Below are 25,460 nucleotides of genomic sequence, written 5' to 3'. Positions count from 1 at the left end.
AATGCTTGTATTTTTAATTGATGCTTAATACCACCAAATTACCTTACTAATTACAATGGCAGTCAAAAAACCGATACCTAAAAAAACCGTCGTTAAATCAACGAGGCAAACTTCAAAAAAATCAACTAAGTCATCCTCAAGTAAAATTGGGCGATTTGTCTTGAAAGTTATTTTGTGGTTTTTTGCACTTTCAATTGGGTCGGTCATTTTCTTTAAATTCGTACCAGTTCCTTTCACCCCTTTAATGGTTATCCGTGCCATCGAAAACAAAATGGATGGAAAAGAAGTGTATTTTGATCACGATTGGGAACCGATTGAAAAAATCTCAATGAATTTACAAAAAGCGGTAATTTCGAGTGAAGATGGCCGTTTTTTAAAGCACAGTGGTTTTGATTTTGAGGCCATGCACAAAGCGTATAAAAGCAATGAACGCGGCAGAAAGGTTCGTGGTGGAAGTACAATTTCTCAGCAAACGGCAAAAAACGTGTTTCTCTGGCAAGGAAAAAGTTATGTTCGTAAAGGATTAGAAGCCTATTTTACTGTTTTAATTGAGCTTATTTGGAGTAAAGAACGAATTATGGAAGTGTACTTGAATAGCATAGAAATGGGTGATGGTGTCTATGGTGCCGAGGCAGCTTGTCAACATTGGTATAGAAAAGGCTGTGCTAGTTTAACCGAAAAAGAGGCGGCAGGAATTGCTGCTATTTTGCCCAACCCGAGAAAGTTTAAAGCAACAGGTTCTTCGAGTTACATAAACAAACGAAAAAATAAAATTGTTAAAATTATGCATAGCATCGGAAAAGTGGAGTACAAATGAGATTAATAGTAAGTATTTCTTTTCTGCTGTTTTATTCTAGCTTGATTTTTGCACAAATCAGGACTAACGAAATTGGGATATTGTCCGACAACGATTTATATACTTCTAGTAGAAACGACAAATATTACACCAACGGATTGGCTTTTTATTATCGCTTTTTAGGAAAATCTAAAAGCGACAACGTACTAAAGAAAACCAATGAAATTAAAATTGGACAATATGTGTATACACCCCGGTTTTTAAATATTGAAGCAGTCGACATTAACGATCGACCTTTTGCAGGTTATCTTTTTGGAGGATTTGAAAAAGGTTTTTTTTATGCCAATCAAAATGTGCTGAAAGTTGCGCTTCAAGTTGGTACAATTGGTCCCAATTCGCATGCTAAAGAATTTCAAGAAAACTTTCATAAAGCATTTCAATACAGAGAAGTGTATGGTTGGGAAAATCAAATTCAGAATGCTTTGGGTTTTCAGGCGCATGTTTTATTTTCAAAAAAGCTATTTCCTCACAAAAACCAAGACTTTATTGATTTTAACTGGCAATCGGAGGCTGATATGGGAACCATTTTTACGGGAATCAGTAGTGGATTTGTAACGCGTATCGGATTTAAAAAGCTAGTAGCAATTTCAGATTCAAATCTTTTTGGAGCTTCTCTGGGGGCAACTAAATCGAGCAACGATGAATTCTATTTTTATCTAGCACCGAGTATCAGATATCAAATTTATGATGCCACAATTCAGGGTAGTCTATTTAATGGCGATAGTCCGTTATCATTTCCAATTAACCCGTTTCGATTCAATGCCAAAGCAGGTTTCGCTTATCAAAAAAACAACTTGAACCTTTCTTATTCGTTTGTGTATACAACCAAAGAAGTAGCAGAAAGTGCGGCAACTGGTTTCTTTTATGGATCAATTGGAATTTCGTACTTGTTCGGGTCAAGAAACTAATTTATCCTTGGTTATTTTATCCACAACCAAAGCAATAGCTCCATCGCCCGTAACGTTACACGCAGTACCAAAACTGTCCATTGCAATATATAACGCAATCATTAGTCCTATCATTTCGTCGTTAAAGCCCAACATCGATTGTAAAATTCCCACCGCAGCCATGATCGCTCCACCTGGAACGCCGGGCGCTGCAACCATTGCGATACCCAGCATAAATATAAAACCAGCAAAAAGCGTAAAGTCAAACGGCACTCCTTGCAAAATCATTAATGCAATTGCGCAAGCAGTAATTTTCATAGTACTGCCAGATAAGTGAATTGTAGCACATAATGGAATTACAAAACCAGCAATTTTTTCAGAAACGCCGTTTTTTAAGGTTTGCTCAAGTGTAACTGGAATAGTAGCTGCCGAAGATTGAGTGCCCAATGCAGTAAAGTAAGAAGGCATCATTGTTAGTAATAATTTAAAAGGATTCTTCTTTGTAATAATGCCTGCAATAGTATATTGTAGTAATAATAAGATGATGTGTAAGGCGAAAATCACTCCGATGATATTAATAAAAACGGATAAAATGGAGAATACTTTTCCGTTTAAAGACATACTTGCAAAAATACCCAATATAAACAAAGGCAATAAAGGCACGATTACATTTTCAATCACTTGCATGATAATCTTCTCGAAATCTTTTACGACTAATTTCAAGCTTGATTTTTCTTGAAAAGACAATCCCAATCCAATAACAAAAGCAAAAACTAAAGCCGTCATTACATCCAAAGCAGGAGGAATACTGATTGTAAAATAAGGAGTTAGTTCGGCAGCTGAATTTCCAACTTCAGCAACAGTAGTAACATGCGATTCTAAAAGTTGTGGAAAGATATCTGAAACAACAAAATAAGTCATGAACCCCGAAAATAAAGTCGAACCATAAGCAATAGCAGCAGTGAGCAATAGTAGTTTACCAGCACCTTTTCCTAAATCAGAAATAGCGGGCATTATTAAACCCATTATGATTAACGGAATAGCAAAATTTAAAAACTGTCCGAAAAAAGCATTAAAGGTTGTGAATATTCGGTTTATAGATTCAGGTAAATACAGTCCGAAGACAATACCTAATACGATGGCTAAAAAAACTTTAAATAGTAAATTAGATAATAAACGTTTCATAATACATGCTGATTACTTCAAGACTGCTAAGGCCTAGTATAGATTATTTTAAGGTGGCGAATATAATGCAATGTGATAAAACAGCACAATATGATTGCAGTTTTATCATTTATTTACATTTTAAGCTGTTGTTGAGCGAGTAGTTTTTTAAAGCTTTAATGAAGACCTAAATCTACGAGTAACGATTTAAGAAAACAAAAGATAGCCTTGCGGTAATTTTGATGATGTACAATAAGTAGAAATAATAAAATCGAATTTTTGTTTTCCAAAAACAATTACAATGCCGCAGTATAATTGCAGTAAAAAATAAAAGCACTTACAAAAAGATTGTAAGTGCTTGATTTTGTTGGTGGAGAATATCGGATTCGAACCGATCACCTCTTGCCTGCCAGGCAAGCACTCTAGCCAAATGAGCTAATCCCCCAAAACGTCGACAAATAAAGACATTTATTTTTCAAAAAACAAATTTCAAAAGCCATTGGCGAAATTATTTTTCAAAACCGTAACTTTACCTCATAAATAATTTTTATGAGTACAGTAATTTCAAAGGGTTCTTTGCACAGCAAGATCGATAATACAATTGCAACGGTTACTTTTGGTCATCCTGCGAGTAATTCTTTTCCAAGCGATTTATTGCAGAGATTGACTGCAGAGATCAATCACTTAAATGGTAATTCTTTAGTAAATGTCATTATTTTAAAAAGTGAAGGGAACAAAGCTTTTTGCGCAGGTGCTTCCTTTGAGGAACTACTTGCTGTAACAAATGAATCAGAAGGAAAGTCGTTTTTCTCAGGCTTTGCGCATCTTATTAATGCTATGAAAAGCTGTTCTAAAATAATTGTAGCGAGTGTTCAAGGTAAAGCAGTTGGCGGTGGAGTCGGAATTGTTGCTGCGTGTGATTATGCTTTTGCAACAGAAGACAGTAGCATTAAACTGTCTGAGTTAGCTATTGGTATTGGTCCATTTGTTATTGAACCAGTAGTATCTCATAAAATAGGTAAAACGGCAATGGCGCAAATGACATTGAACGCACAACAATGGCAAACTGCAACGTGGGCGCAGCAAAAGGGTCTCTTTGCTACAGTGGTTACCACTCCCGAAGAACTTATTACAGCAGTTACTGCTTTTGCTCGTAGTATTGCTAGTTACAATCCAGAAGCTTTGGCACAAATGAAAAAGATCATTTGGGAAGGCACAGAGAATTGGGATAAGCTACTTATTGCGCGCGCTGAAATTTCAGGTAAATTAGTCTTGTCTGATTTTACCAAAAATGCTTTACTACAATTTAAAAAACAATAAAATGTCTCTATTTCTTTTAATACAAAATCTTGATGTTTCTGAAAAAATTAAAAATGCACCCGACGAGAGTTATCAAATAGGGGTAGTTATTGGCTCATTTATTCCTGTTGTACTCTTAATCGGAGTAGCGTACTTCTTGTATTATTACAATAAAAAAAGAGATTAAAAGCCGTTTTTAATTTTGTAAATTTGCAAACTCAAAATACAATTCGATGAGTAATATTAGGATCACCAAACAATTTAGTTTCGAAACCGGACATGCACTTTATGGCTACGACGGAAAATGTAAAAATGTACACGGCCATAGTTATAAGTTATCGGTTACCGTTATCGGATCGCCAATTACAAACCGGTCTGATGTTAAATTCGGAATGGTAATTGACTTTTCTGATCTTAAAAAAATTGTTACTGAAGAAATTGTGGATCAATTTGATCACGCTACCGTTTTTAACGAAACAACACCACATATTGAGCTAGCTAAAGAGTTAATTGCCAGAGATCATCACGTGATTTTAGTTGATTACCAACCAACAAGCGAAAACATGGTTGTCGATTTTGCTGAGCGAATCAAAAAAAGATTACCCGAAAAAATTAAATTATTCTCTTTAAGATTACAAGAAACCGAATCGTCTTTTGCCGAATGGTACGCTAGTGATAACTTATAATTGATCCATTTTCATGCAGTTACCTTTCAATAAAAAAGTATATTTTGCTTCCGATCAACATTTTGGTGCACCGACTGCTGAACTTAGTTTGCCACGTGAAAAGAAATTTGTCGCTTGGTTAGATGAAGTAAAGCAAGATGCGGAAGCCATTTTTTTACTGGGCGATTTATTCGATTTTTGGTTCGAATATAAAAAAGTAGTTCCGAAAGGATTTGTACGTGTTTTAGGAAAATTAGCAGAAATTCGAGATAGCGGAATTCCGATTTACTTTTTCGTAGGAAATCACGATTTATGGATGCATGATTATTTTGAAACGGAATTAAATATTCCGGTGTATCACGATAACAAAGAATTTACTTTTAATGGTAAAACATTTTTAATTGGTCACGGAGACGGAAAAGGCCCTGGAGATAAAGGCTATAAACGCATGAAAAAAGTGTTTACCAATCCGTTTTCAAAATGGCTTTTTAGATGGTTGCATCCGGATATTGGCGTAGGATTAGCCCAGTATTTATCAGTCAAAAACAAGTTAATTTCGGGAGATGAAGATGTAACGTTTTTAGGAGAAGAAAACGAGTGGTTAATTTTGTATGCTAAAAGAAAATTAGAAACAAAACACTACAATTACTTTATTTTTGGTCATCGCCACTTGCCAATGGTCGTTCCTGTTGGAGAAAATGCCGAATACGTAAACTTAGGCGATTGGATTGGCTATTTCACTTATGGTATTTTTGACGGAGAAAAATTAGAGATTAAAAAATTTGAAAATTAATTTCTTCCGACACCGTTTATAAATTCATCAATTTGAATAGAGAAAAGGGTTCCTCTTATCAAATCTTCAATTAAGTGAAGTTCTGCCACTGATACGGCTAATTCTATTTCGTTACAAGGCGTTTTTAATAAGAACTTATGGCAATCCTGTTTTAAAACACAATCGTCACAACAATCATTTTGAGCTTGACTGAGCTGGACAAACTCACAAAACTCTTTGAGCTGCTTTACAGTCAAATAAAAGCCGGTTTCTTTAAATACCAATTGTATTTTCTCCAAAAGAGTCTCTTGTTCTTTTTTCCAATAAAAGGAAATACCAAACTCATTGTGATAGACTTGTTCTATTTCTTTCATAATTACGACAGTTGTTCAACAAATGTAATAATTATTTATATTAATTCTAAATTAAAACTTTAAAAGAAAAGTTAAGTTTTAAAGGGAAGAAAGAAGTCTCACTTTAGCCAATTCTATTATTCCTTCTGCTGTTGTAGTATTGGTATCAATTGCAATACTGCCATTGCCGTACGGTTCGTATTTTTCAGGAATTGTTACCGAGAACAATCCTAGAACAGGGATCTGCGAAGCACATGCTAAGTGCATTATTCCGCTGTCTGCACCTATAAAAAGTTCGGTATTAGCTATAAAAGCTGCGATTTCTCGAACATCTTTACTGTAAAACGAAGGTGCTTTAAAGTTAATTTGAGAAACATTTTCAACCGGAAGTACTTCGACAATATGATAATCAGGAAAAGCAATTTTTAATTTTTCATAGAAAGGATTCCACCATTCTGGCGAATAACATTTCTCTCCTGTAGCAAAAGTAAAAATCGCAATCGTTTTTTTGTCATTTGGTACTAATTCATCCAAAATTATTTTTGATTGTTTCAGTTCCAGATTACTCAACTTCATATTAATTGTAGGTATTTCTTTTTCTTTATTCGGAAATCCCAATTGTTCTAGATAGTATCTGAATTCATATAATGGATATTTCGCCATGTGAACATGGTCTTTATATCTTGTAGTTATTGCTTCGTTGTCCTCACCAAAAAATTTATAATCTGCATTAGCATATTGTGTTGATAAACGACCCGACGAAGAGTTTTTATCGATATTAATGACTAAGTCGTATTTTTTTTGTTTAATTTTAATCCAAACTTGGATGTATTTTAAAAGTTCGTTGAATGGCTTTTTAGGTAAATTAATATAATTATCGACCGATGTGTAATTTTTAAAAATAATAGGAGCTAAGCCACCTTTCACAAATAGGTCTATTTTACAATCGGGAAAAGTTGCGTTGATTTCTTGCACCAAAGGCGAAATTAACAATAGGTTTCCCAAACGGTGATTCGGTCGAGAAATTAATACATTTTTAAAATCGACCTTAGAATTGGCATTACGGTTATTTTTAAGCTTAGCTGTACCGACATTTTTAGTTAAACTGCGAGTAATACGCCTTCTTAAAGCGTTAATCTGTATTTTAAAAGACATATCTTGTAATTTGGGAATGTGAAATTACTATAAATTAAGCAAAAACAATTTAAATTTAGAATAACTGTCGTTTTTTAACTATTTAATAATGGTTTCTCAATACTGATTCTGTTTTTTACTGTTTAGTTTCAACTGGTGCTTCAGGCAACATTCCCCATTCGCTCCATGATCCGTCGTAAATGCTTAAATTTTCGATTCCCACAACTGTTGCGGCCAACGCATCGATACACGCGGTAATTCCTGAGCCACAGGTGAAAATAAGTGGTTTGTCTTCGGCGACAACAGTTTCAAAAATAGATGCTAATTCAGCTTTGCTTTTTAGTGTTGTGCCGTTCAAAACGGCTTCGAAAAATATATTTTTGCTGTGCGGAATATGTCCAGAACGCGCTTCTTTTCTTGAATCTAGTGTAATCCCGGCAAAACGATCCGGACTTCTCGCGTCAATGACCGTTTTAGTTTGGGTATCTAAGTTTTCTAAAATATCAAAACGATTGGAAATGAGAGCAGGCTTGTATTTCGCAATAAAATCTCCTTTTACATTTGGTGTTTTTAATGTTGCTGAAGTTGCATAGTCGTTCGCAATCCATTCGGGTAAACCGCCATCCAACACAAAAACAGGTGCATGATTCATGGTTAGAAACAGCCACCAAGCTCTTGGACTTGAATAAACACCTATCGTATCATAAACCACAATAATACTGTCCGAGTCAATTCCTAAGTTTTGTGCTGCTGCAGTAAATTGCGCTTCCGAAGGAACCATATTAGGTAACGAATTGCTTGTATCACTAAAAACAGTCGAAATATCAAATGACAAGGCATTTGGAATGTGCTGATTTATGATAGCATTTGTTTCGTTTGCGGTCGACTTTAAACTGGCTTCCAAAACAATCAATTTTGGATTGTTCTTGTTCTCATTTAACCATTGTACCGATTTTAATGGATTCATTTTTTTATATTTTTAAGCGTCGTCATTATTGGCATCCATATCTTTTTGAAGGTCCAACTGCGGAATTGGTGTTTTCCATCCAGTCAAAACTACGGTGAGTAGCGTCATGGTTCCTCCAAAAACTACAGAAGTTACAGTTCCCATTAATTTTGCTGCTAAACCACTTTCAAAAGCACCTAATTCATTGGACGAGCCAACGAACATCGAGTTCACAGAAGAAACGCGTCCGCGCATGTGGTCTGGCGTTTTTAGTTGTAAAATAGTTTGACGAATAACCACTGAAATGCCATCAGCGACACCACTTAAAAACAGTGCTATGACAGAGATCCAGAAAATAGTAGAAACGCCAAAGACAATAATACACAGACCAAAAACAAAAATAGCGACCAAGAGTTTCATTCCGGCTTTTTTATACAAAGGAACATAAGCAGATATTAAAATCATTAAGAAAGAGCCAACAGCGGGCGCGGCACGTAATACTCCAAAACCTTCAGGGCCAACTTTCAAAATATCCTGGGCGTAAATTGGTAGCAAAGCAACAGCTCCACCAAATAAAACTGCAAACATATCCAAGCTAATCACTCCCAAAATAGTTTTGTTGTGATACACAAATTTAAGTCCTTCTTTTAAACTATCCATTACGGGCTCTCCAATTTTAGGATTCAAAATTGGTTTGGTAGTAATTTGGGTTAAGGCTAAGAGTGCCAGAACAGAAAATCCAAAAACAGCGCACATGGACCAGTGTACACCAATCCAATTGATTGAAAAACCAGCGATTGCAGGTCCTAAAACGGCACCAATTTGCCAAACAGAACTGCTCCAAGTTGCAGCGTTTGGATATACTTTTTTTGGAACTAATAATGACAATAGCGAAAAAATGGTAGGTCCTAAAAACGCACGAACCAATCCGCCAAGGAAAACCAAAAAGTAAATCGAATATAAAACAGTATTTTGTGAATAACCTTCAATCACAACAGGCCAAGTCAACAAAAACAAGCCAAAACTAATGACAGAGAATCCCAAAATACATTTCAGCAACAATCCTTTTTTCTCCCTTTGATCCACAATATGACCTGCAAACAATGCCATACCGACGGCGGGAATTACTTCCATTAAACCAATAAGTCCTAAAGAAAGCGGGTTTTTAGTCAAACTGTATACTTCCCATTCGATTACAATAAATTGCATGGACCACGCAAAGACCATAGCAAAACGCACCAATAAAAATGTATTAAATTCTTTGAAACGAAGTGCTGCGTAGGGGTCTTTTTTTATAGTTGGCTGATTCATTGCGCTTTAATATCTTTTAACATCAATTGTGTAGAAATTTTATCATTCCATTCATTTTCGCCTATAGTGTAAGCGATTTGAAACTTTTTTTGTTGGCTTATTAAATTAAATTTCTTACCCAATCCAAAACCAATTGCCGCCACACCACTAGAATTTTCTTGTTTGGCGAACAAACGCAAATGTTCATCTGCTGTACCTAATGTTTTTGCGTAACCCGTATCGACAACTTCTGATGTCATAAATATTGGCGTCATATTGAGCGGACCAAAAGGTTCAAATTGTTTTAAAATCCGAATTAATTTGGGCGTGATTTCGTTAAAATCAATTGCTGCATCGATTTCTATTTCGGGCTGTAGCATTTCAGGAAGTATCGTTTTTTCTACTTCTATTTCGAATGCATTTTTAAAATCTAAATACTTTTCTGGGTTTAAAGTCATTCCGGCTGCATACATGTGACCACCAAATTGTTCTAAATGTTCCGAGCAAGCTTCAAGTGCATTATAAACGTCAAAGCCTTTTACCGAACGGGCAGAAGCAGCATATTTGTCTCCGCTTTGCGTAAAGACCAAGGTCGGACGGTAATAATTTTCTATTAATCTAGAGGCCACAATTCCGATAACGCCTTTGTGCCAATCGTGTTGAAAAACCACAGTAGAAAATCGTTCTTCCTCTTCATTATCGATGATTTGACTTAACGCTTCTTTGGTTATTAGTTTGTCTAAATCTTTTCTGTCGGCATTGTATTTTTCAATTTCAGAAGCAAATTGTTGTGCTTGTTCAAAATCAAATTCGGTTAACAATTCAACCGCATGATTGCCATGCTTTATGCGTCCTGCAGCATTTATCCGCGGAGCAATGATAAAAACAACATCGGTAATTTCGAGTGTTTTCTTTTTTACTTGATGAATTAAAGCTTTTATACCTGGACGAGGATTTGAATTGATTACCTGCAATCCGAAGTAGGCCAATACTCGATTTTCGCCAGTCATCGGAACGATATCTGCGGCAATTGCAGTCGCTACTAAATCTAAAAACGGCGCTAAATCTTCAATAGTTTCATTTCTGTTTTGACCTAAAGCTTGTATGAGTTTAAAGCCAACGCCACAACCACACAATTCGTCATAAGGATAACTACAATCACTTCGCTTGGGGTCTAAAACCGCGATAGCATCAGGCAATGTTGCTCCTGGTCTGTGGTGGTCACAAATGATAAAGTCGATATTTTTTGCTTTCGCGTAGGCGACATGTTCAATTGATTTGATACCACAATCTAAAGCGATTATTAAAGAAAATTCATTGTCGTCGGCAAAATCAATTCCCATAAACGAAATACCATATCCTTCGGCATAGCGATCTGGAATGTAGGTCGCAACATTGGGATAATGCATTTTTAAATAGGAAGAAACCAAAGATACGGCCGTGGTACCATCGACATCGTAGTCCCCAAAAACCAATATATTCTCATTATTGGCAATGGCAATTTCGATACGTTCCACTGCTTTATCCATATCTTTCATTAAATATGGATCGTGCAAATGGGCCAAGGAAGGCCGAAAAAAATCGCGCGCTTCATCAAAAGTTTCAATGCCACGCTGAATCAAAAGTTGCGCTACAAAACTTTCTACATTTAACGCTTCCGCTAAATGTTTGATTTTATCTGCAGCAGGTTTTGGTTTTAAGCTCCAACGCATCTGATATTTAATTAAGGATGTATGTTTTATTTCAATATAAGAAATCCAATATTTTTAAGCAAGCTAATTTTATGTATTGAAAATCAATAGATTAGACGCGTTATATTGCTATTTTGCTTCCAACGCACTTCCGTAAAATGCAATTCCGTCCCAGCCTGTTTTCATAAAATTACGAATGTTTTGGTGGTTGCTTCCTTCTGGATCTTTCAGTACTTCTTCGTAATAGTAAGCGCCAAAGCAAGATAAAGTTGCAGCTGCAGATAAATTTTGAATTTCGGCAAAGGCGAACAATTTACAAGAACCATTGTTTTCGCCAGCAGCATTGTGCAGCGTTCCATTTTCGAAAGCAGTAGGAGCGAAGGTATAATTGTCCTCAATTACTGCAATGGTTTCTGAAAAGATAATTGCTTCGGGCGTTTGATGTAATTTTTCTAAAAAAGCAGTTAAGTTCATTTTATTTTTTTTAAAAATTGAGCGGCAATTTCTTTTGCTGCAACGATTGATCCTTCCATATAACCTGGGTTTTGAGAAGCAGTTTCTGATCCAGAAATGAATAATTTACCGTTTAAAAATATATTTTTATAATTTGGATGGCCATTGTTTTCATGACCCATGAGTAATTGTTCGTAAGGGAAAAATGTTAAAGGTTCGTCACGCCATACTTTTTCATGATAATCGACATAGTTGTTTGCTTCAGTACCAAATAATTTAGTCAATTGCAACATCACTTTTTCTTTTCGCTCTTCGCGAGACAAAGCATGTGTGCCACCATTTAAAAATCCTTTTAAAGCATATCCATTGTGGTCAAAAGTGCTGTGATCGTACATTTCTTGAATAATACTTGCTTGGCTAAAAAGTGTACCCGAATAATTATTTGTTCTCCAAAAAGGCGTGGCATATTCAACCGAAAATTTGATGGATTCTCCCATCCAAGTATGTGTTTTCTTAGCTAGTTTTTCAATTGATTCAGGCAGTTGAGGTTCGAAACCAATAGTTTGCACTAACAAATGTGGAGGCAAAGTACTGATGACTTTTGATGCTTTAGAGGTAATTCCGTCAGCAGTGGTAATTTCCAAATAGCCGTCCATTTCTTTTATGGAAGTTACTTTCGAGTTGGTTATGATATTTTGAATGCCAACTTCCTGTACCAATTTCTCAATCAATTTTGCCGTGCCACCAACTATGCGGTAAGAGGGCTCTTCGGCATCTGAAATTTCAAATTTTTGAGGTGGGACAAAAGACATTGTTTCGAATAGAGAGATGCCTTGTGTGTGCTGCTTAAAATAAGGAATGTTGAATTCCTCCAATAGCGCGATAAGATTCTGGTGTGGTTTACTGAACCACGTAGCGCCCATTTCCATAGTTGCTCCAGTTGCTCCCGTCAAGGTTTCAATTCGACCGCCACTTCGAGTGTCAGCTTCTAAAATAGTGACTTCATAGCCTTTTTTTTGCAACAAATAAGCACTCATTAAACCCGATAAACCGGCACCGATGATTGTTATTTTTGTTTCGCTCATGCTTCTTCTTCTTCTTCTTCTTCTTCTTCTTCTTCTTCTTCTTTCTCGTCTTTTGAGAATTTCGATCTTTTTGGTTCTTTAACAATTGGTTTTCCACCAATCACAACCACAATTTCTCCTCTTGGTGCAATTTTTTCAAAATGAGCTAATACTTCTACAACCGTTCCACGAACATTTTCTTCGTGCATTTTTGACAATTCCCGACACACACAAATGGGTCTTTCTGCTCCAAAATAAGTCACAAATTCAACCAATGTTTTTAGTAATTTATGCGGAGAAACATACAATATCATCGTACGTGTTTCTTCGGCTAAAGCCAAAAAACGAGTTTGTCGGCCTTTTTTGTCAGGTAAGAAACCTTCAAAAATAAATTTATCGTTGGGTAAACCACTATTGACCAAAGCAGGTACAAAAGCTGTTGCGCCAGGCAAACATTCCACTTCAATTTTATTTTCGATGCAGGCGCGCGTCAATAAAAAACCAGGATCTGAAATTGCAGGAGTTCCCGCATCTGAAATCAAAGCAATGGTTTCGCCACCTTGCAAACGGGAGATTAAATTCTCGGTGGTTTTGTGTTCGTTGTGCATGTGATGACTGTACATGTGTGTACCAATCTCAAAATGTTTTAATAATTTTCCGCTTGTTCGGGTATCTTCTGCCAAAATTAAATCAGCTTCTTTCAAAATCCGAATGGCACGAAAAGTCATGTCTTCGAGGTTGCCAATGGGTGTTGGAACGATATATAATTTGGACATAAAATCAGCAGCTAAAGTTTATTTTATAGTAATGCGTCGTTTTGAGCGCAATCGATAGTACGTGTTATTAAAATTTACAGAAATTTCTTTTCTAGAATTTCCATAAAACGATGGGCGTAATCGTCTTTGCCATCCCAATTGTTGTAGTCTGGCTTAACCATATCTTCTATAAATTGTCTCGTTTCGCCAAATGTGTCAAAAGTGATTAATTGATTTAAAACACGATTGTAATCTTCTGGACTGTTGCCAAAAAGATGTTTCGTAAAAGCCAAACGATCGTTTAAATCAATATGAATTCCTTTGGAAAGTCTATCGTTTAAAGACATTGCTTTCGGTTCCGCTTTTTCTAAAACAGCAACTTCTTGCTCTTCTTTCTTTTCTTTAAATTCGGTAATTTTTGGAGCAGATACAAAAGAAACATCATCTACTTTTACAAATTGAGTTTCAACATAATTAATGCCCATTAAATCTTCAAAAGAAATTTGAACGGCTTCCGATGGTTTGTTTCTCTTCGGTTCTTCAATGATCGCAATCTCTTCGTCCTCTTCGTCTTCATTATCTAACTCAAAAGCAGGCGTAAAATCGCTAAAACTGGTTTCAGTAACTCTTTCTATTGCCTTCTTTTCCTCATCATTCAATAAAGAAATCGCATCATCATTGTATTCGGATGCAGCCGTTTTAGCCTCTTCTTCTTGATATATTTCAGAAACCAAAACCTCAGGTTCTTCAGCGATAAGTTCTTCATCGATTGTTGATTCATAATGTACTTCTGCAGCCATTACTTCAGCAACAATTGCTTCTTCAGTGCTAATTTCTTCTGCTAATGGTTCTTCTGCTAATGGTTCTTCTGCTAATGGTTCTTCTGCTAATGGTTCTTCTGCAATTTGATCCTCTACAATTGGCTCATTGTGAATAGAAGTTTGTAGTACAGCTGCATCATTTGACGCTGTTGTTTCTTCTAAAATGATCGTTTCAGCTGCCAGTGGCGCTTCCATTGTAGAAGCTTGTAGTGCGATGGTTTCATTTGTAAAAGCCTCTTCGATTTGAGAGACAATTGCTGCGCGGCCAATAGTTGGTTTTGCACTATCAAAATTGTCATCGACGAATTTTAAAACAGCTAATTTTTCATATAATTTTTGTGTTTCCAAATACAATTGGTTGATGTCGGATTTATTTGTAAGCTTTAAAATACGATGTGCAATGCTGATTAATTCGGCTTCCAATTTCTTTTTCATATCAGATAAAATTATAGTGAGTAGCGTAGTTTGCTAAAAAAATGTTTTTTTGTGAATGTATTGTACTATTAAGATTGCGGATTTACTTTTTATTTCTCGAAATAAGTGTTTGCGAATCTTCGATTTGATAAAAATTTTCTACTTTTGAAAAAGCCTAAAAACAGACTATTTTTAGCTCCAATTATTACCAGTACAAAGTAATAAAAACTATTCATTTTTAAAGCTAGAAAAATACAAAATGTTTCTCGAAAATACAGTAAATCACAAAGAACAGTTTGGTTGGATTGAAGTCATTTGTGGCTCAATGTTTTCGGGTAAAACCGAAGAGTTAATTCGACGATTAAAGCGCGCTCAATTTGCCAAACAACGTGTCGAAATTTTTAAACCAGCCATAGATACCCGATATCATGACGAGATGGTAGTGTCTCACGATTCTAATGAATTTCGTTCTACTCCCGTACCTGCCGCTGCCAATATTGCTATTCTAGCGCAAGGCTGTGACGTGGTCGGAATTGACGAAGCGCAGTTTTTTGATGATGAAATTGTGACCGTTTGCAACGATTTGGCTAATCAAGGTATTCGGGTAATTGTTGCGGGTTTGGATATGGATTTTAAAGGAAATCCGTTCGGACCCATGCCTGCTTTAATGGCAACGGCAGAATATGTGACCAAAGTACATGCTGTTTGCACGAGAACCGGAAATTTAGCCAATTATAGTTTTAGAAAAACCGACAGTGATAAATTGGTGATGCTAGGCGAAACCGAAGAGTACGAGCCTTTGAGCCGTGCCGCCTATTTTAATGCTATGAAAAAGAATAAAGAGAAATAGAAGTACTTACTTTAAACAAAAAAGAGATAAACTGGTAATTGGTTTATCTCTTTTTTTATGTGTTTTAAATTTTCTTTCGCATTCTGGCTACCGGAATATCAAGTTGTTCTCGGTATTTGGCTATAGTTCTTCGCGCAATTGGATAGCCTTTTTCTTTTAAAATTTCAGCCAATTGATCGTCAGGTAACGGTTTTTGTTTGTCCTCTTCCTCAATCGTATTTTGCAAAATCTTTTTAATTTCTAAAGTCGAAACGTCTTCTCCTTGATCATTTTTCATCGATTCAGAGAAAAACTCTTTAATTAATTTAGTTCCATACGGAGTTTCTACGTATTTGCTGTTGGCCACTCGAGAAATCGTCGAGATGTCCAAGCCAACCAAATCGGCAATGTCTTTCAGAATCATTGGTCGCAGTTTGGTTTCGTCGCCTTCTAAGAAAAATTCTTCTTGATAATGCATAATGGCATTCATCGTTACAAAAAGTGTTTCTTGGCGCTGTCGAATTGCATCGATAAACCATTTGGCCGAATCTAATTTTTGTTTGATAAATTGCACCGCATCTTTTTGATCGGCCGATTTATCTTTAGATACTTTATACGTTTGCATCATTTCTTGATAATCTTTAGAAACGTGCAAAGTCGGTGCATTTCGACCGTTTAAAGACAATTCCAATTCACCTTCTACAATACGAATAGCAAAATCGGGAACCACATTTTCAGTCACTTTATTGTTTCCTGTAAATGATCCGCCTGGCTTTGGATTCAATCGCTCTATTTCGTGCACTGCTTTTTTAAGCTGATCATTCGAAATATTATATTTCTGCATCAATTTATCATAATGCTTTTTGGTAAAAGCATCAAACTGATTTTCGATAATGTCGTACGCTAAATCAACAGATTCCGTAGGTGTTTTATGCTTCAATTGCAACAACAAACATTCTTGCAAATCGCGTGCACCAACACCCGAAGGCTCTAGTTCATGTATAACTTGCATCATGCGTTCGACCATTTTCTCATCGGTATAAATACCTTGGGTAAATGCCATATCATCCACAATGTCAGGAACACTGCGTCTTATGTAACCCATGTCGTCGATGCTGCCCACTAAAAATTCAGCAATTTCTCGTTCTTCGTCGTTCAGAATAAAAGTATTCAACTGATTGATTAAATCTTGATGAAAACTAATTGGCGCTGCATACGGCATCTCACGATCTTCGTCTTCGCTGTAATTATTGACTTGCGTTTTATAATCGGGCGTGTCGTCATCGCTCAAATAATCATCGATGTTAATGTCTTCCGCCTCGATTCGTTCAGATTCCGACTCATCGTAATCATCAAACTCTTCATTAGCAAATTCATCTTCAGCATCGTATTCGTCTTCTTTTCCTGCTTCTAAAGCTGGATTTTCATTCATTTCTTCCAGCAGACGTTGCTCAAAAGCTTGCGTAGGCAATTGAATTAGCTTCATCAGCTGAATTTGCTGTGGAGATAATTTCTGTGATAATTTTAAATTTAAAAATTGCTTTAGCATTATTTTCTGTAATCGTTAAATTTTTTATTGTTAAATCGTTAATCGATTAACCGACTCATTTTTGTTTAAAATTCAGCACTTCCAGGTGTTCTTGGAAACGGAATTACATCGCGAATGTTAGTCATACCGGTTACAAACAATACCAAACGTTCAAAACCTAGTCCGAAACCAGAGTGCACTGCTGAACCAAAACGGCGCGTATCCAAGTACCACCATAATTCTTCTTCGTCAATTCCTATAGCTCTCATTTTCTCTACCAAAACGTCGTAACGTTCTTCTCTTTGAGAACCACCAACGATTTCTCCAATTCCAGGAAAAAGGATGTCCATGGCGCGAACAGTTTCTTTTCCAGGCTCCGTATTATCGTTCAATCGCATATAAAATGCTTTGATGTTGGCAGGATAGTCATACAAAATTACCGGACACTTAAAGTGCTTTTCAACCAAGTAACGCTCGTGTTCCGATTGTAAATCAGCTCCCCATTCTTCAATGATGTAACTAAATTTTTTCTTTTTATTTGGCGTTGAATTTCTTAAAATATCAATTGCTTCGGTATAAGATACACGTTTAAAGTTGTTTTCTAAAACAAAGTTCAGTTTTTCCAACAAAGCCATTTCGCTTCTTTCTGCCTGTGGTTTCGATTTTTCTTCTTCCAACAAGCGACCTTCCAAGAATTTTAAATCTTCAGAACATTTATCCAACGTGTATTTTATTACATATTGAATAAAATCTTCCGCCAAATCCATATTGTCGTCCAAATCATTAAATGCAACTTCTGGCTCGATCATCCAAAACTCAGCCAAATGGCGAGAGGTATTCGAATTCTCAGCTCTAAAAGTTGGTCCAAAAGTATAAATCTGACCCAAAGCCATTGCAAAAGTCTCACCTTCTAGTTGTCCAGAAACCGTCAAATTGGTTTCTTTTCCAAAAAAGTCTTCTTTGTAATTTATTTTACCGTCCTCTGTTCTAGGGGTATTTTCAAAGGGTAAGGCAGTCACTTTAAACATTTCTCCCGCGCCTTCTGCGTCAGAACCTGTAATAATTGGCGTGTTTACATATACAAAACCTTTTTCTTGAAAATAGCTGTGAACTGCAAAAGACAATACGGAACGCACACGCATAATAGCGCCAAAAGCGTTGGTACGCACACGTAAATGCGCGTTTTCACGTAGAAATTCTAACGAGTGTTTTTTAGGCTGCATCGGAAATTTCTCTGCATCCGAATCTCCCAAGATTTCTAATTTAGAAACTTGAATTTCGTATTTCTGACCAGCACCCTTGCTTTCAATCAAAGTTCCTGTTACCGAAATCGCAGCGCCAGTAGTAATTCTTTTTAATGTTTCTTCGGCCGTATTTTCAAAATCTACAACACATTGTATATTATTAATGGTCGACCCATCATTTAGCGCGATAAATTGATTGTTTCTAAAAGTTCTTACCCATCCCTTTGCATTCACTTCTTGAAGTGTCGTCTTGCTAGTCAGCAAATCCTTAACTTTTGTGTGTTTCATTTTAATTGTAAAATTGATTTAAAAATAGTCGTCCAATCTCTGCAAATATAAATCTTTTCTTTGTAATTGCCCGTTTTTTGTAGGTCGACACTGTTTTATTAGGAGCTATTTCCCGTCATCCGCTATATCTTTTGGGGCAAACCATGCCCCAAAAGGATGCCGCTACTACCGGGGCTACGGCTTTAGTGCTTTTATAAGATTAAAGAGTCATTGTCAAATACAAAATTCTTCTCATTATTTGTACGAAGTTACTAGCTAAAGAACTTAATTCCATTACTCAAAAACAATGTAAAAGCAAAAAATCCCGCACTTTAAAGAGCAGGATTTTTTTATAATTTGTAAAACTAAAATTCTTAATTTGATCCCTGTACCGCATGAACGTGCACGCCCATTTGTGGAAAAGGAGGAGTTAAGTTATGATCTGCAAATCGAGTGTATACTTTTTCATTCATATCAAAAAATACGCCCCAATAATCGGGACCATTAACCCAGACACGAACCACAAAATTTACCGAACTTCCAGACAGCTCAGACAAGCCCATAAATACTGCAGGGTCTTTTAAAATACGTTCGTCTTCTGTGATAAAAGTGTTTAAAGCTCTCTTAAAATCTTCGACATTATCACCGTATGCGATTCCGAATTTCCAATCGACTCTTCGCAGATCTTCCGCGGAATAATTGATTATTGCTCCCGTAGATAAAGGTCCATTCGGAATAATAACTAACTTTTTATCTGGCGTATTTAACAGTGTCGAAAAAATGCTGATCTCCTTCACGGTTCCGGCAAAATTTTGAGCTTCGATATAATCACCAATTTTAAATGGTTTTAATATCAGAATAATTATTCCTCCAGCAAAATTTTGAAGCGTTCCCGACAAAGCCAAACCAATGGCCAGACCACCAGCACCGATAATTGCTACAAACGAAGTCATCTCTATGCCAATCATTCCCATTACCGTAATGGCCAATAAAATTTTTAAAATAATGTTGGTTAAACTTCTTAAAAACGGAATAAGAGAATGATCAATATTTGATTTCTCCAATGATTTTGAAACACCTTTGGTTATTAATTTGATAATCCATAAACCAACAAAAAGAACAATAATTCCGCCTACCAGTTTGGGGGCGTAAAAAACGGCAAAATCAGTTAATTTCTCTAAATAATTATGTAGTACAACTACTTGGTTTTCCATATTAATTTTTTATTTTTTTTCTAGTATTACGCTGCTACTATTAATACGTAGCCTGCGACAAATTAGTGCTCTTATCGTTCGTTTCTTTCGTCTTCCGTTTCCGAAAGATCGGCTAAAACGTCAATCGTGGGCTTGGTAAATTCTTGTTGATTAGCCAATTTTTTATTCAATGTTAACACTAAACTCGGCAGTAAGATCAAATTCGATAACATTCCGAATCCTAAAGTAATCGCGATCAATCCTCCTAAGGCAACAGTTCCTCCAAAATCGGATAACATAAATACCGAGAATCCAGCAAATAAAACTACGGATGTGTAAAACATACTCACACCGGCTTCTTTTAAAGTAGCGTATACGGAACGTTTAATTTTCCAATTATTTTTAGTTAATTCCTGACGGTATTGCGCCAAAAAGTGAATTGTATCATCGACCGAAAGCCCAAAAGCAATACTAAAAACTAATATTGTAGAAGGCTTTAATGGAATGCCGAAATAACCCATCAAACCAGCGGTAATCATCAATGGTAACAAATTGGGAATTAACGAAACAACCACCATTTTTAAAGAACGGAACATAAAAACCATCAGTAAAGAAATTAGCAAAACGGCAAATAGTAATGATGTTACCAAATTACTTAGCAAATACTTTGTTCCCTTTTCAAACACAAAAGCTTTACCGGTAAGTACTACCTTATAGTGATCAGCGGGGAAAATAGAGTCAATTTTACTTTGTAATTTATCTTCGATTTTAGCCATATTTCCCGTGCCAATATCTTTCATAAAAGTTGTGATGCGTGCAATTTGTCCCGTACTGTCTACGTAACTTTTCATTACATTTTCGTCGGCATTTTTACTGGTATTTTTGGCATAGCTTAAAATAAACGATTGCTCTTGCGCTGTTGGCAAAGCATAATAGTCAGGATTGCCATTGTAATAAGCTTGCTTAGAATATTTAACCAAGTTTAAAATAGAAATAGGTTTAGAAAGTTCTGGAATTTCTTCTATCGCACTTTGAAGCTCATCCATTTTTTTTAAGTTAGAAAGTTTCATTGCTCCTTTTTTTCTTTCGGTATCAATGGTGATTTCAAGTGGCATTATACCATCAAATTCTTGTTCGAAAAATAAAATGTCATTAAAGAATCCCGTTTTCTGCGGCATGTCTTCAATCAAACTTCCAGATGTTTTAATTTGTAAAGCACCAAAAATACCAACTGCAAAAATAAGAATGGCAACACCATACACATAACGGCGCTTGTAACGCACGGTATGTTCAATCCATTCCATAAAAGCACGAGTATAGTTTCGGCTCAAATGTTCTAAATGACGTTCCTTAGGAATGGGCTGATAACTGTAATAAATTGGAATCGTAATTAAACACAAGAAAAACAACGATACAATACTTACCGAAGCGACAATACCAAATTCTTTCAGCAACACGCTGTTGGTGATAATGAAAGTAGCAAAGCCGGCTGCCGTTGTTAAGTTGGTCATTAAAGTAGCGGTTCCTACTTTGGTAATTACGCGTTGTAAAGCTTTTGCTTTATTGCCGTGCGCTTGGTATTCTTGCTGATACTTATTGGTAAGAAAAATGCAATTGGGTATTCCGATAACAATGACCAGAGAAGGAACTAAAGCCGTTAGTACGGTAATTTCGTAATGGAATAATCCTAAAAATCCGAAGGTCCACATTACACCGATAATTACAATTACCATTGAAATTAAAGTAGCACGAAACGAACGGAAAAAGAAGAAAAAAATTAGCGAAGTAATCAAAAGAGACGCGCCCACAAATAAACTAATTTCGTCGGTGATGCTCTTGGCATTTAATGTTCGAATGTAAGGCATACCCGAAACGCGCAAATCAATTCCGGTTTCTTCCTCAAAAGCTTCAATTTTCGGAATAAAATCATTTAAAATATAATCTTTTCGGCGCTCTGTATTGACAATCTTTTTATCTAAATAAATGGCTGAACGTATGCTTCCGCTTTTTTTATTAAAAAGCAATCCTTCGTAAAACGGCATTTTTTCGAACAGATCTTTCTTTAAACTAGTTAAATACGTTTTGTCTTTAGTCTTGCTTTGATTGACAAAAGGAACCAGTTCAAAAGTTTGTAGCGAATCGTTTTTTTGTAATTTTTGCAGGTCGCTTATCGAAACGATTAAGTCAACTTCTTTTTGTGCTTTAATGCTCGCCATTAATTTGCCCCACGCTTCGAAAGCTTTTGGTGTATAAAAAGCATCGTCTTTTACGCCAACAACAATTAAGTTTCCTTCTTCACCAAATTCTTTTAAAAACGTATTGTATTCATTATTAATAGGGTGGTCGTCTGGAAGTAAGTTAGCCTCGGTAAATGAAAACTGTATGTTTTTCCATTGCAATCCGAAAAAAACAGTCAGTAAAATAATTAAACTTAAGATCGCAATTCGATTTTTAAGAACAATACGTGCTATAAATTCCCAAAAGCCAACTTTTAATTTCTTTTTCATAATGCATAAAATGGGTGCAAAGGTAAAGAAAACAGCGGTAAAAGCTTAGTATTAAGCTCTTTTTTTTAATTGGGAAGTCTTAAAATACTCCCAAAATACGCGTATGAAAATAGTACGCAAAACTGTATTTTGCTCCACTATTTTTTAATTAATCGAAATGAATTGTAAAGCAGATTTATCGTTTAATAGCAATTAAAAAATCCTAGATCTATGATTGGATCGGTGGAATCGGAAGAATAAATTCGCATTTCTACAAAATTGAAAATTCAGATTCTTTTATAATAAGTGCGTTAGATATTATTTATAATTTTAATTCCGAATCATTTACCATTCGTAAATCAGACTTTTATTTCTATTTTTACAGCAGAAACTGCGTTTTGTCTCTTTATCCGAAGCATTTTATTTTCGAAAGTATTTGGTGGAGAAACGTCTTTTTGGTGTAACTATTAAACTTTAAAAATGAATTGGATTTTACTTATAATTGCTGGATTGTTTGAAGTTGGTTTTGCTTCTTGTTTAGGAAAAGCGAAAGAAACAACCGGAATGATCGCAACCTACTGGATGATTGGATTTTTTGTTTGCTTAACGATAAGCATGGTTTTGTTGTACAAAGCCACGCAAACCTTACCAATTGGAACAGCTTACGCAGTTTGGACAGGAATTGGAGCGGTTGGAACTGTTTTAGTAGGAATATTTATTTTTAAGGAGCCAGCAACCTTTTGGAGGATTTTCTTTTTAACTACGTTAATAGCTTCGATAATCGGACTAAAATTTGTGTCAACTACTTAAAATTACAAACCAAGATCTAGCCGGAAAGAGAGTTTTACTGCAATATTATCTTGTATTTTAGCTAAGCCGTTTGGGCCATATCGATAAAAACCACTCAAACCAAAACCTTTGTAAATTTGGTTTAACTCGATGCCAGATTCAAAAAAACCGTTGTTTAATGTTTTATAAGTTGGACCAACATGTTGCTCTGGTTTTTGAAGATCTCCCCAAGCCATTCGGGTAACTAAAACTAAAGAAGGCTTTAATACACTTAATAAAGTAATTCGATTAAAACCATGTTTTAGCTGCAGCATTGCGTATTCTGTAGAGAAAAATTCATTGAAATACATGGTTTCAAAACTATTTCGACCTGCAAAAGTGATGCGTTCAAAAATAGTTTCTTTAGTTAAATTATTCGGACCCGTATTGTATAAATGGGTAAGAGGAACGTTTCCGTATGCATAACCCAATTGCAGTAAAGCACTCGATTTTTGTCCGTTTAAGTATTTTTTTTCTACTTCAGTTTTAAAATCGATTTTACCAAAAAGAAAATCATTTTGTAAAACATTAGGTAAGGCTTGCGTGTATTGCAAAGTGAATTTAGGATACCTTTTTTCAGATTCCATTCTTCCCGTTGGTGTTTGCATGTATTCACTAAACGGATTCCAGGCAATAGAAAGCATGGCGGTCGTCATGACATAATCAGAGTATAATTGGCCGTTTAAATTATATAAGTAATCAAACTTTGGTTCAATATACGATCGAGAAAACTCTAACAAAGCTTCGGTTTTTGGAATTATTCTAGTCTGAAAATTTGCTTTGTAGCTCACATAATGGTAAAAAGTACTAATGTTGATCGGTCGTGGATCATATAGTTTAAAAACACGTTTGTCAACAGCATAAACCGTACTTGCAATTTCTCGAACATCATCGGTGTAGGATGCATTGAGCCACGAATTGGTTAATTTCCCAACCCTAAAACCGCTTCCTATATTGTATTTAAAAACACCATCTTTGGTTCCATAAGCGCTGTAGCCCTCGATGCGGAAATTTTTAGACAGATGATCGTTGGTAACTCCTCCTATTCCAAAACGAAAACCTTCATAATTATTGTAACTGATTAATTTTCGCAAATCAAAATCAAATATTCCGAGAGGTAAATAACCATCAATTACTTTTCGCCCAAATTTTAAACGACTTTCAATTCGTTTGGCAATTGAAATGCTATCCAGCAAAACATAGCTTTTCTGACTTCGAATATCCAAACTGTCTTTGCGGTATTTTTTCCAAAAGGATTCTTCTCTCGTAATGGCTGCTTCGGTTAGTTCCATTGCAATAGCCGGCCTCTGGATCCTAACAGGCACATTGTATTCTAGATCAAATGTGTTGCTTTGCGAAAGAACATACGTAAAATCGGTGGCTTGTTTTTTGCGAGTTTTAAAATCTTTTTCGGTATCTCCTTCAAATTGAATCGTTCCGCCTAGTATTTTAATATCGTCGTCATTCTTGCCTTTTACAATTTTAAAGGTAGTGCTTTGCGGAAACCAAATTTTCTCATTTTCGAGGTATTCAAATTCATGTCTACCGCTGATGTCTAAAACTCCTCTAATTCGCATTAAAGCTTGTGCTATTCCGTAGTTTTCGGTATCAATATAAAGTGCACCTTCTAAACCATTAGCACGACTTTTCTTTTTATTTTTAAAATAAACCATAAAAGTTGGTCTGCCTTTAATTTTTATGGTGTCCAGTATTTTATAGTTGTAATCGTGCAAAGCATCGACTGAAATCGGACTGTTGTATTTGGTTTCGAACAGTTCGTACTTAGGATCATAAATCGATAACGACTGTAAATTAAAGCCCATTATCTCGTATATAGGTTGCTTAAAACCAGCCATTTTAATTCCTAATACGGTTTGTTTTAGTTTGTTGTTGGAAAAGTCAAACTGCGAAACTTTTTCAGTTTGAAATAAATGTTGCTTGCTAATTAATTCTTTGAATTTATAATTAGCAGAGTCAATCTCAATTCGTTCTCTGCTCGTATTTCGGTGCGTGGTAGTCGTGTCAATATAGCCTCTGATAGAATCTGGATTAGCAGTAACAATAAGTTTGTTGTAATTTTTATATTTAAAAGTCGTCCATCTGTTTTGCGGATTGGTGTTGCGCTTCGCCGCAATAGTCTTGCGAATAATGTTTAAAGCAGGATTTTCATTCGATACCACAACTGCTTTTAGTGATGCCGTTTCTTGCTTTAAAATAATGGTGTAAAAAATCTTATCGCCTCGAACGGGAATCGTTTTTAATTCGTAACCAATATAAGTCACCGACAAGGAATTGACCAAAGCATTAGAAGCAATACTAAATTTACCATCGACGTCAGTAATTGTCGTTAGATTATTATCAGTGCTAATGGTCGCAAAAGGTAGTGGTTGCTGTTTTTTGTTGGTTACAATTCCGTTTACTTGCATTTGCGCTTGAGTGCCAAGCGATAAAAGAAGCAGTAAAAACAAATATAATTTCATGACGAGAAGCGGTGTAATAATTTGCGGCAAGCCAGATTGGG

The 25,460-nt window shown here is 35.8% G+C and carries 24 protein-coding genes and 1 tRNA gene; 8 read left to right on the top strand and 17 right to left on the bottom strand.

Annotated elements, in window-relative coordinates; genetic code table 11:
• Nucleotides 1-24: 24 nt before the first annotated feature.
• Entirely contained in the window at nucleotides 25-261 is a 237-nt protein-coding gene (locus AP058_RS17135) for a hypothetical protein (RefSeq protein ID WP_231739718.1), read from the bottom strand.
• On the opposite strand from AP058_RS17135, the gene mtgA reads away from it, so the two are divergent.
• Both mtgA and AP058_RS12665 read left to right on the top strand, forming a co-directional pair.
• Complete coding sequence (gene mtgA / locus AP058_RS12670; RefSeq protein ID WP_231739656.1) at nucleotides 161-817, top strand: monofunctional biosynthetic peptidoglycan transglycosylase; 657 nt, start codon at nucleotides 161-163, stop codon at nucleotides 815-817. The genes AP058_RS17135 and mtgA overlap by 101 nt on opposite strands.
• Nucleotides 814-1,764: a lipid A deacylase LpxR family protein gene (locus AP058_RS12665; protein WP_066311464.1), complete on the top strand. Its 951-nt coding sequence runs from the start codon at nucleotides 814-816 to the stop codon at nucleotides 1,762-1,764. The genes mtgA and AP058_RS12665 overlap by 4 nt, the downstream gene beginning before the upstream one ends.
• On the opposite strand, the gene AP058_RS12660 is transcribed toward AP058_RS12665, so the two are convergent.
• A complete protein-coding gene (locus tag AP058_RS12660; protein WP_066311462.1) occupies nucleotides 1,753-2,928 on the bottom strand; it encodes a dicarboxylate/amino acid:cation symporter in 1,176 nt (391 codons plus the stop codon). The genes AP058_RS12665 and AP058_RS12660 overlap by 12 nt on opposite strands.
• 347 nt (nucleotides 2,929-3,275) lie before the next feature.
• Nucleotides 3,276-3,352: transfer RNA gene (locus AP058_RS12655), tRNA-Ala, on the bottom strand.
• 104 nt (nucleotides 3,353-3,456) lie between these two features.
• On the opposite strand from AP058_RS12655, the gene AP058_RS12650 reads away from it, so the two are divergent.
• Genes AP058_RS12650 through AP058_RS12635 form a run of 4 tightly spaced genes read left to right on the top strand, consistent with a single transcriptional unit; the run spans nucleotide 3,457 to nucleotide 5,664 of the window.
• Nucleotides 3,457-4,227 (top strand): enoyl-CoA hydratase/isomerase family protein, encoded by a 771-nt coding sequence (locus AP058_RS12650; RefSeq protein ID WP_066311460.1) that lies wholly within the window; start codon nucleotides 3,457-3,459, stop codon nucleotides 4,225-4,227.
• Between the two features lies 1 nt (nucleotide 4,228).
• Complete coding sequence (locus AP058_RS17015; protein ID WP_197413405.1) at nucleotides 4,229-4,393, top strand: hypothetical protein; 165 nt, start codon at nucleotides 4,229-4,231, stop codon at nucleotides 4,391-4,393.
• A 46-nt stretch (nucleotides 4,394-4,439) separates the two neighbouring features.
• The gene (locus AP058_RS12640; RefSeq protein WP_066311456.1) at nucleotides 4,440-4,892 is read left to right on the top strand and encodes a 6-carboxytetrahydropterin synthase; all 453 of its coding nucleotides are present in this window, start codon (nucleotides 4,440-4,442) and stop codon (nucleotides 4,890-4,892) included.
• Nucleotides 4,893-4,905: 13 nt separating this feature from the next.
• Nucleotides 4,906-5,664: a UDP-2,3-diacylglucosamine diphosphatase gene (locus tag AP058_RS12635; RefSeq protein ID WP_066311455.1), complete on the top strand. Its 759-nt coding sequence runs from the start codon at nucleotides 4,906-4,908 to the stop codon at nucleotides 5,662-5,664.
• On the opposite strand, the gene AP058_RS12630 is transcribed toward AP058_RS12635, so the two are convergent.
• The 9 genes from AP058_RS12630 to AP058_RS12590 all read right to left on the bottom strand — a co-directional run bounded on the left by AP058_RS12630 (nucleotide 5,661) and on the right by AP058_RS12590 (nucleotide 14,585).
• Nucleotides 5,661-6,017, bottom strand: coding sequence for a hypothetical protein (locus tag AP058_RS12630; RefSeq protein ID WP_066311444.1), 357 nt, complete (start codon nucleotides 6,015-6,017; stop codon nucleotides 5,661-5,663). The two genes, AP058_RS12635 and AP058_RS12630, sit on opposite strands and share 4 nt — an antisense overlap.
• Before the next feature lie 78 nt (nucleotides 6,018-6,095).
• Nucleotides 6,096-7,151 (bottom strand): glycosyltransferase family 9 protein, encoded by a 1,056-nt coding sequence (locus tag AP058_RS12625; RefSeq protein WP_066311443.1) that lies wholly within the window; start codon nucleotides 7,149-7,151, stop codon nucleotides 6,096-6,098.
• Between the two features lie 115 nt (nucleotides 7,152-7,266).
• Nucleotides 7,267-8,097 (bottom strand): sulfurtransferase, encoded by an 831-nt coding sequence (locus tag AP058_RS12620; protein ID WP_066311441.1) that lies wholly within the window; start codon nucleotides 8,095-8,097, stop codon nucleotides 7,267-7,269.
• Nucleotides 8,098-8,109: 12 nt separating this feature from the next.
• Nucleotides 8,110-9,387, bottom strand: a complete 1,278-nt coding sequence (locus tag AP058_RS12615) for an MFS transporter (RefSeq protein ID WP_066311440.1) — start codon at nucleotides 9,385-9,387, stop codon at nucleotides 8,110-8,112.
• The gene (gene recJ, locus AP058_RS12610) at nucleotides 9,384-11,078 is read right to left on the bottom strand and encodes a single-stranded-DNA-specific exonuclease RecJ (RefSeq protein ID WP_066311436.1); all 1,695 of its coding nucleotides are present in this window, start codon (nucleotides 11,076-11,078) and stop codon (nucleotides 9,384-9,386) included. The genes AP058_RS12615 and recJ overlap by 4 nt, the downstream gene beginning before the upstream one ends.
• Nucleotides 11,079-11,186: 108 nt before the next feature.
• Nucleotides 11,187-11,531 (bottom strand): HopJ type III effector protein, encoded by a 345-nt coding sequence (locus AP058_RS12605; RefSeq protein ID WP_066311434.1) that lies wholly within the window; start codon nucleotides 11,529-11,531, stop codon nucleotides 11,187-11,189.
• A complete protein-coding gene (locus AP058_RS12600) occupies nucleotides 11,528-12,595 on the bottom strand; it encodes an NAD(P)/FAD-dependent oxidoreductase (protein ID WP_066311432.1) in 1,068 nt (355 codons plus the stop codon). Before AP058_RS12600 ends, AP058_RS12605 begins: the two co-directional genes overlap by 4 nt.
• On the bottom strand, nucleotides 12,592-13,350 hold the full coding sequence (gene rsmI, locus AP058_RS12595; protein ID WP_066311430.1) for a 16S rRNA (cytidine(1402)-2'-O)-methyltransferase: 759 nt from the start codon (nucleotides 13,348-13,350) through the stop codon (nucleotides 12,592-12,594). The genes AP058_RS12600 and rsmI overlap by 4 nt, the downstream gene beginning before the upstream one ends.
• A 74-nt stretch (nucleotides 13,351-13,424) precedes the next feature.
• Nucleotides 13,425-14,585, bottom strand: coding sequence for a hypothetical protein (locus AP058_RS12590; protein ID WP_066311422.1), 1,161 nt, complete (start codon nucleotides 14,583-14,585; stop codon nucleotides 13,425-13,427).
• Between the two features lie 238 nt (nucleotides 14,586-14,823).
• Here AP058_RS12590 and AP058_RS12585 point away from each other — a divergent pair, with 238 nt between their 5' ends.
• Nucleotides 14,824-15,414: a thymidine kinase gene (locus AP058_RS12585; RefSeq protein ID WP_066311420.1), complete on the top strand. Its 591-nt coding sequence runs from the start codon at nucleotides 14,824-14,826 to the stop codon at nucleotides 15,412-15,414.
• A gap of 64 nt (nucleotides 15,415-15,478) precedes the next feature.
• Here AP058_RS12585 and rpoN read toward each other — a convergent pair whose 3' ends face one another.
• The 4 genes from rpoN to AP058_RS12565 form a co-directional block, all read right to left on the bottom strand.
• Complete coding sequence (gene rpoN, locus AP058_RS12580; protein WP_066311415.1) at nucleotides 15,479-16,942, bottom strand: RNA polymerase factor sigma-54; 1,464 nt, start codon at nucleotides 16,940-16,942, stop codon at nucleotides 15,479-15,481.
• A gap of 65 nt (nucleotides 16,943-17,007) precedes the next feature.
• Complete coding sequence (gene asnS / locus AP058_RS12575; protein ID WP_066311413.1) at nucleotides 17,008-18,453, bottom strand: asparagine--tRNA ligase; 1,446 nt, start codon at nucleotides 18,451-18,453, stop codon at nucleotides 17,008-17,010.
• A 353-nt stretch (nucleotides 18,454-18,806) separates the two neighbouring features.
• The gene (locus AP058_RS12570; RefSeq protein WP_066311411.1) at nucleotides 18,807-19,646 is read right to left on the bottom strand and encodes a mechanosensitive ion channel family protein; all 840 of its coding nucleotides are present in this window, start codon (nucleotides 19,644-19,646) and stop codon (nucleotides 18,807-18,809) included.
• Nucleotides 19,647-19,717: 71 nt separating this feature from the next.
• The gene (locus AP058_RS12565) at nucleotides 19,718-22,132 is read right to left on the bottom strand and encodes an RND family transporter (RefSeq protein ID WP_066311410.1); all 2,415 of its coding nucleotides are present in this window, start codon (nucleotides 22,130-22,132) and stop codon (nucleotides 19,718-19,720) included.
• A gap of 459 nt (nucleotides 22,133-22,591) precedes the next feature.
• On the opposite strand from AP058_RS12565, the gene AP058_RS12560 reads away from it, so the two are divergent.
• On the top strand, nucleotides 22,592-22,921 hold the full coding sequence (locus AP058_RS12560; protein ID WP_066311407.1) for a multidrug efflux SMR transporter: 330 nt from the start codon (nucleotides 22,592-22,594) through the stop codon (nucleotides 22,919-22,921).
• Between the two features lie 2 nt (nucleotides 22,922-22,923).
• On the opposite strand, the gene AP058_RS12555 is transcribed toward AP058_RS12560, so the two are convergent.
• Complete coding sequence (locus tag AP058_RS12555) at nucleotides 22,924-25,419, bottom strand: DUF5686 family protein (protein WP_066313410.1); 2,496 nt, start codon at nucleotides 25,417-25,419, stop codon at nucleotides 22,924-22,926.
• Nucleotides 25,420-25,460: the final 41 nt, after the last annotated feature.

The sequence above is a fragment of the Flavobacterium sp. TAB 87 genome (genome assembly GCF_001529295.1).
In the GTDB taxonomy this organism is placed as follows: Bacteria; Bacteroidota; Bacteroidia; order Flavobacteriales; family Flavobacteriaceae; genus Flavobacterium.
The sequence above is the reverse complement of the archived record's forward strand: the minus strand, read 5'-3'. Positions and strand labels throughout refer to the sequence as shown.

What these genes read in the sequence shown, in the direction of transcription:
- AP058_RS12660 (WP_066311462.1), bottom strand. Translation starts at nt 2,928, where the DNA reads ATGAAACGTTTATTATCTAATTTACTATTTAAAGTTTTTTTAGCCATC.
- AP058_RS12590 (WP_066311422.1), bottom strand. Translation starts at nt 14,585, where the DNA reads ATGAAAAAGAAATTGGAAGCCGAATTAATCAGCATTGCACATCGTATT.
- AP058_RS12635 (WP_066311455.1), top strand. Translation starts at nt 4,906, where the DNA reads ATGCAGTTACCTTTCAATAAAAAAGTATATTTTGCTTCCGATCAACAT.
- AP058_RS12600 (WP_066311432.1), bottom strand. Translation starts at nt 12,595, where the DNA reads ATGAGCGAAACAAAAATAACAATCATCGGTGCCGGTTTATCGGGTTTA.
- AP058_RS12630 (WP_066311444.1), bottom strand. Translation starts at nt 6,017, where the DNA reads ATGAAAGAAATAGAACAAGTCTATCACAATGAGTTTGGTATTTCCTTT.
- AP058_RS12560 (WP_066311407.1), top strand. Translation starts at nt 22,592, where the DNA reads ATGAATTGGATTTTACTTATAATTGCTGGATTGTTTGAAGTTGGTTTT.
- AP058_RS12640 (WP_066311456.1), top strand. Translation starts at nt 4,440, where the DNA reads ATGAGTAATATTAGGATCACCAAACAATTTAGTTTCGAAACCGGACAT.
- AP058_RS12570 (WP_066311411.1), bottom strand. Translation starts at nt 19,646, where the DNA reads ATGGAAAACCAAGTAGTTGTACTACATAATTATTTAGAGAAATTAACT.
- AP058_RS17015 (WP_197413405.1), top strand. Translation starts at nt 4,229, where the DNA reads ATGTCTCTATTTCTTTTAATACAAAATCTTGATGTTTCTGAAAAAATT.
- AP058_RS12585 (WP_066311420.1), top strand. Translation starts at nt 14,824, where the DNA reads ATGTTTCTCGAAAATACAGTAAATCACAAAGAACAGTTTGGTTGGATT.
- AP058_RS12620 (WP_066311441.1), bottom strand. Translation starts at nt 8,097, where the DNA reads ATGAATCCATTAAAATCGGTACAATGGTTAAATGAGAACAAGAACAAT.
- AP058_RS12665 (WP_066311464.1), top strand. Translation starts at nt 814, where the DNA reads ATGAGATTAATAGTAAGTATTTCTTTTCTGCTGTTTTATTCTAGCTTG.
- AP058_RS17135 (WP_231739718.1), bottom strand. Translation starts at nt 261, where the DNA reads ATGGCACGGATAACCATTAAAGGGGTGAAAGGAACTGGTACGAATTTA.
- asnS (WP_066311413.1), bottom strand. Translation starts at nt 18,453, where the DNA reads ATGAAACACACAAAAGTTAAGGATTTGCTGACTAGCAAGACGACACTT.
- AP058_RS12605 (WP_066311434.1), bottom strand. Translation starts at nt 11,531, where the DNA reads ATGAACTTAACTGCTTTTTTAGAAAAATTACATCAAACGCCCGAAGCA.
- recJ (WP_066311436.1), bottom strand. Translation starts at nt 11,078, where the DNA reads ATGCGTTGGAGCTTAAAACCAAAACCTGCTGCAGATAAAATCAAACAT.
- AP058_RS12650 (WP_066311460.1), top strand. Translation starts at nt 3,457, where the DNA reads ATGAGTACAGTAATTTCAAAGGGTTCTTTGCACAGCAAGATCGATAAT.
- rsmI (WP_066311430.1), bottom strand. Translation starts at nt 13,350, where the DNA reads ATGTCCAAATTATATATCGTTCCAACACCCATTGGCAACCTCGAAGAC.
- AP058_RS12555 (WP_066313410.1), bottom strand. Translation starts at nt 25,419, where the DNA reads ATGAAATTATATTTGTTTTTACTGCTTCTTTTATCGCTTGGCACTCAA.
- AP058_RS12625 (WP_066311443.1), bottom strand. Translation starts at nt 7,151, where the DNA reads ATGTCTTTTAAAATACAGATTAACGCTTTAAGAAGGCGTATTACTCGC.
- AP058_RS12615 (WP_066311440.1), bottom strand. Translation starts at nt 9,387, where the DNA reads ATGAATCAGCCAACTATAAAAAAAGACCCCTACGCAGCACTTCGTTTC.
- AP058_RS12565 (WP_066311410.1), bottom strand. Translation starts at nt 22,132, where the DNA reads ATGAAAAAGAAATTAAAAGTTGGCTTTTGGGAATTTATAGCACGTATT.
- rpoN (WP_066311415.1), bottom strand. Translation starts at nt 16,942, where the DNA reads ATGCTAAAGCAATTTTTAAATTTAAAATTATCACAGAAATTATCTCCA.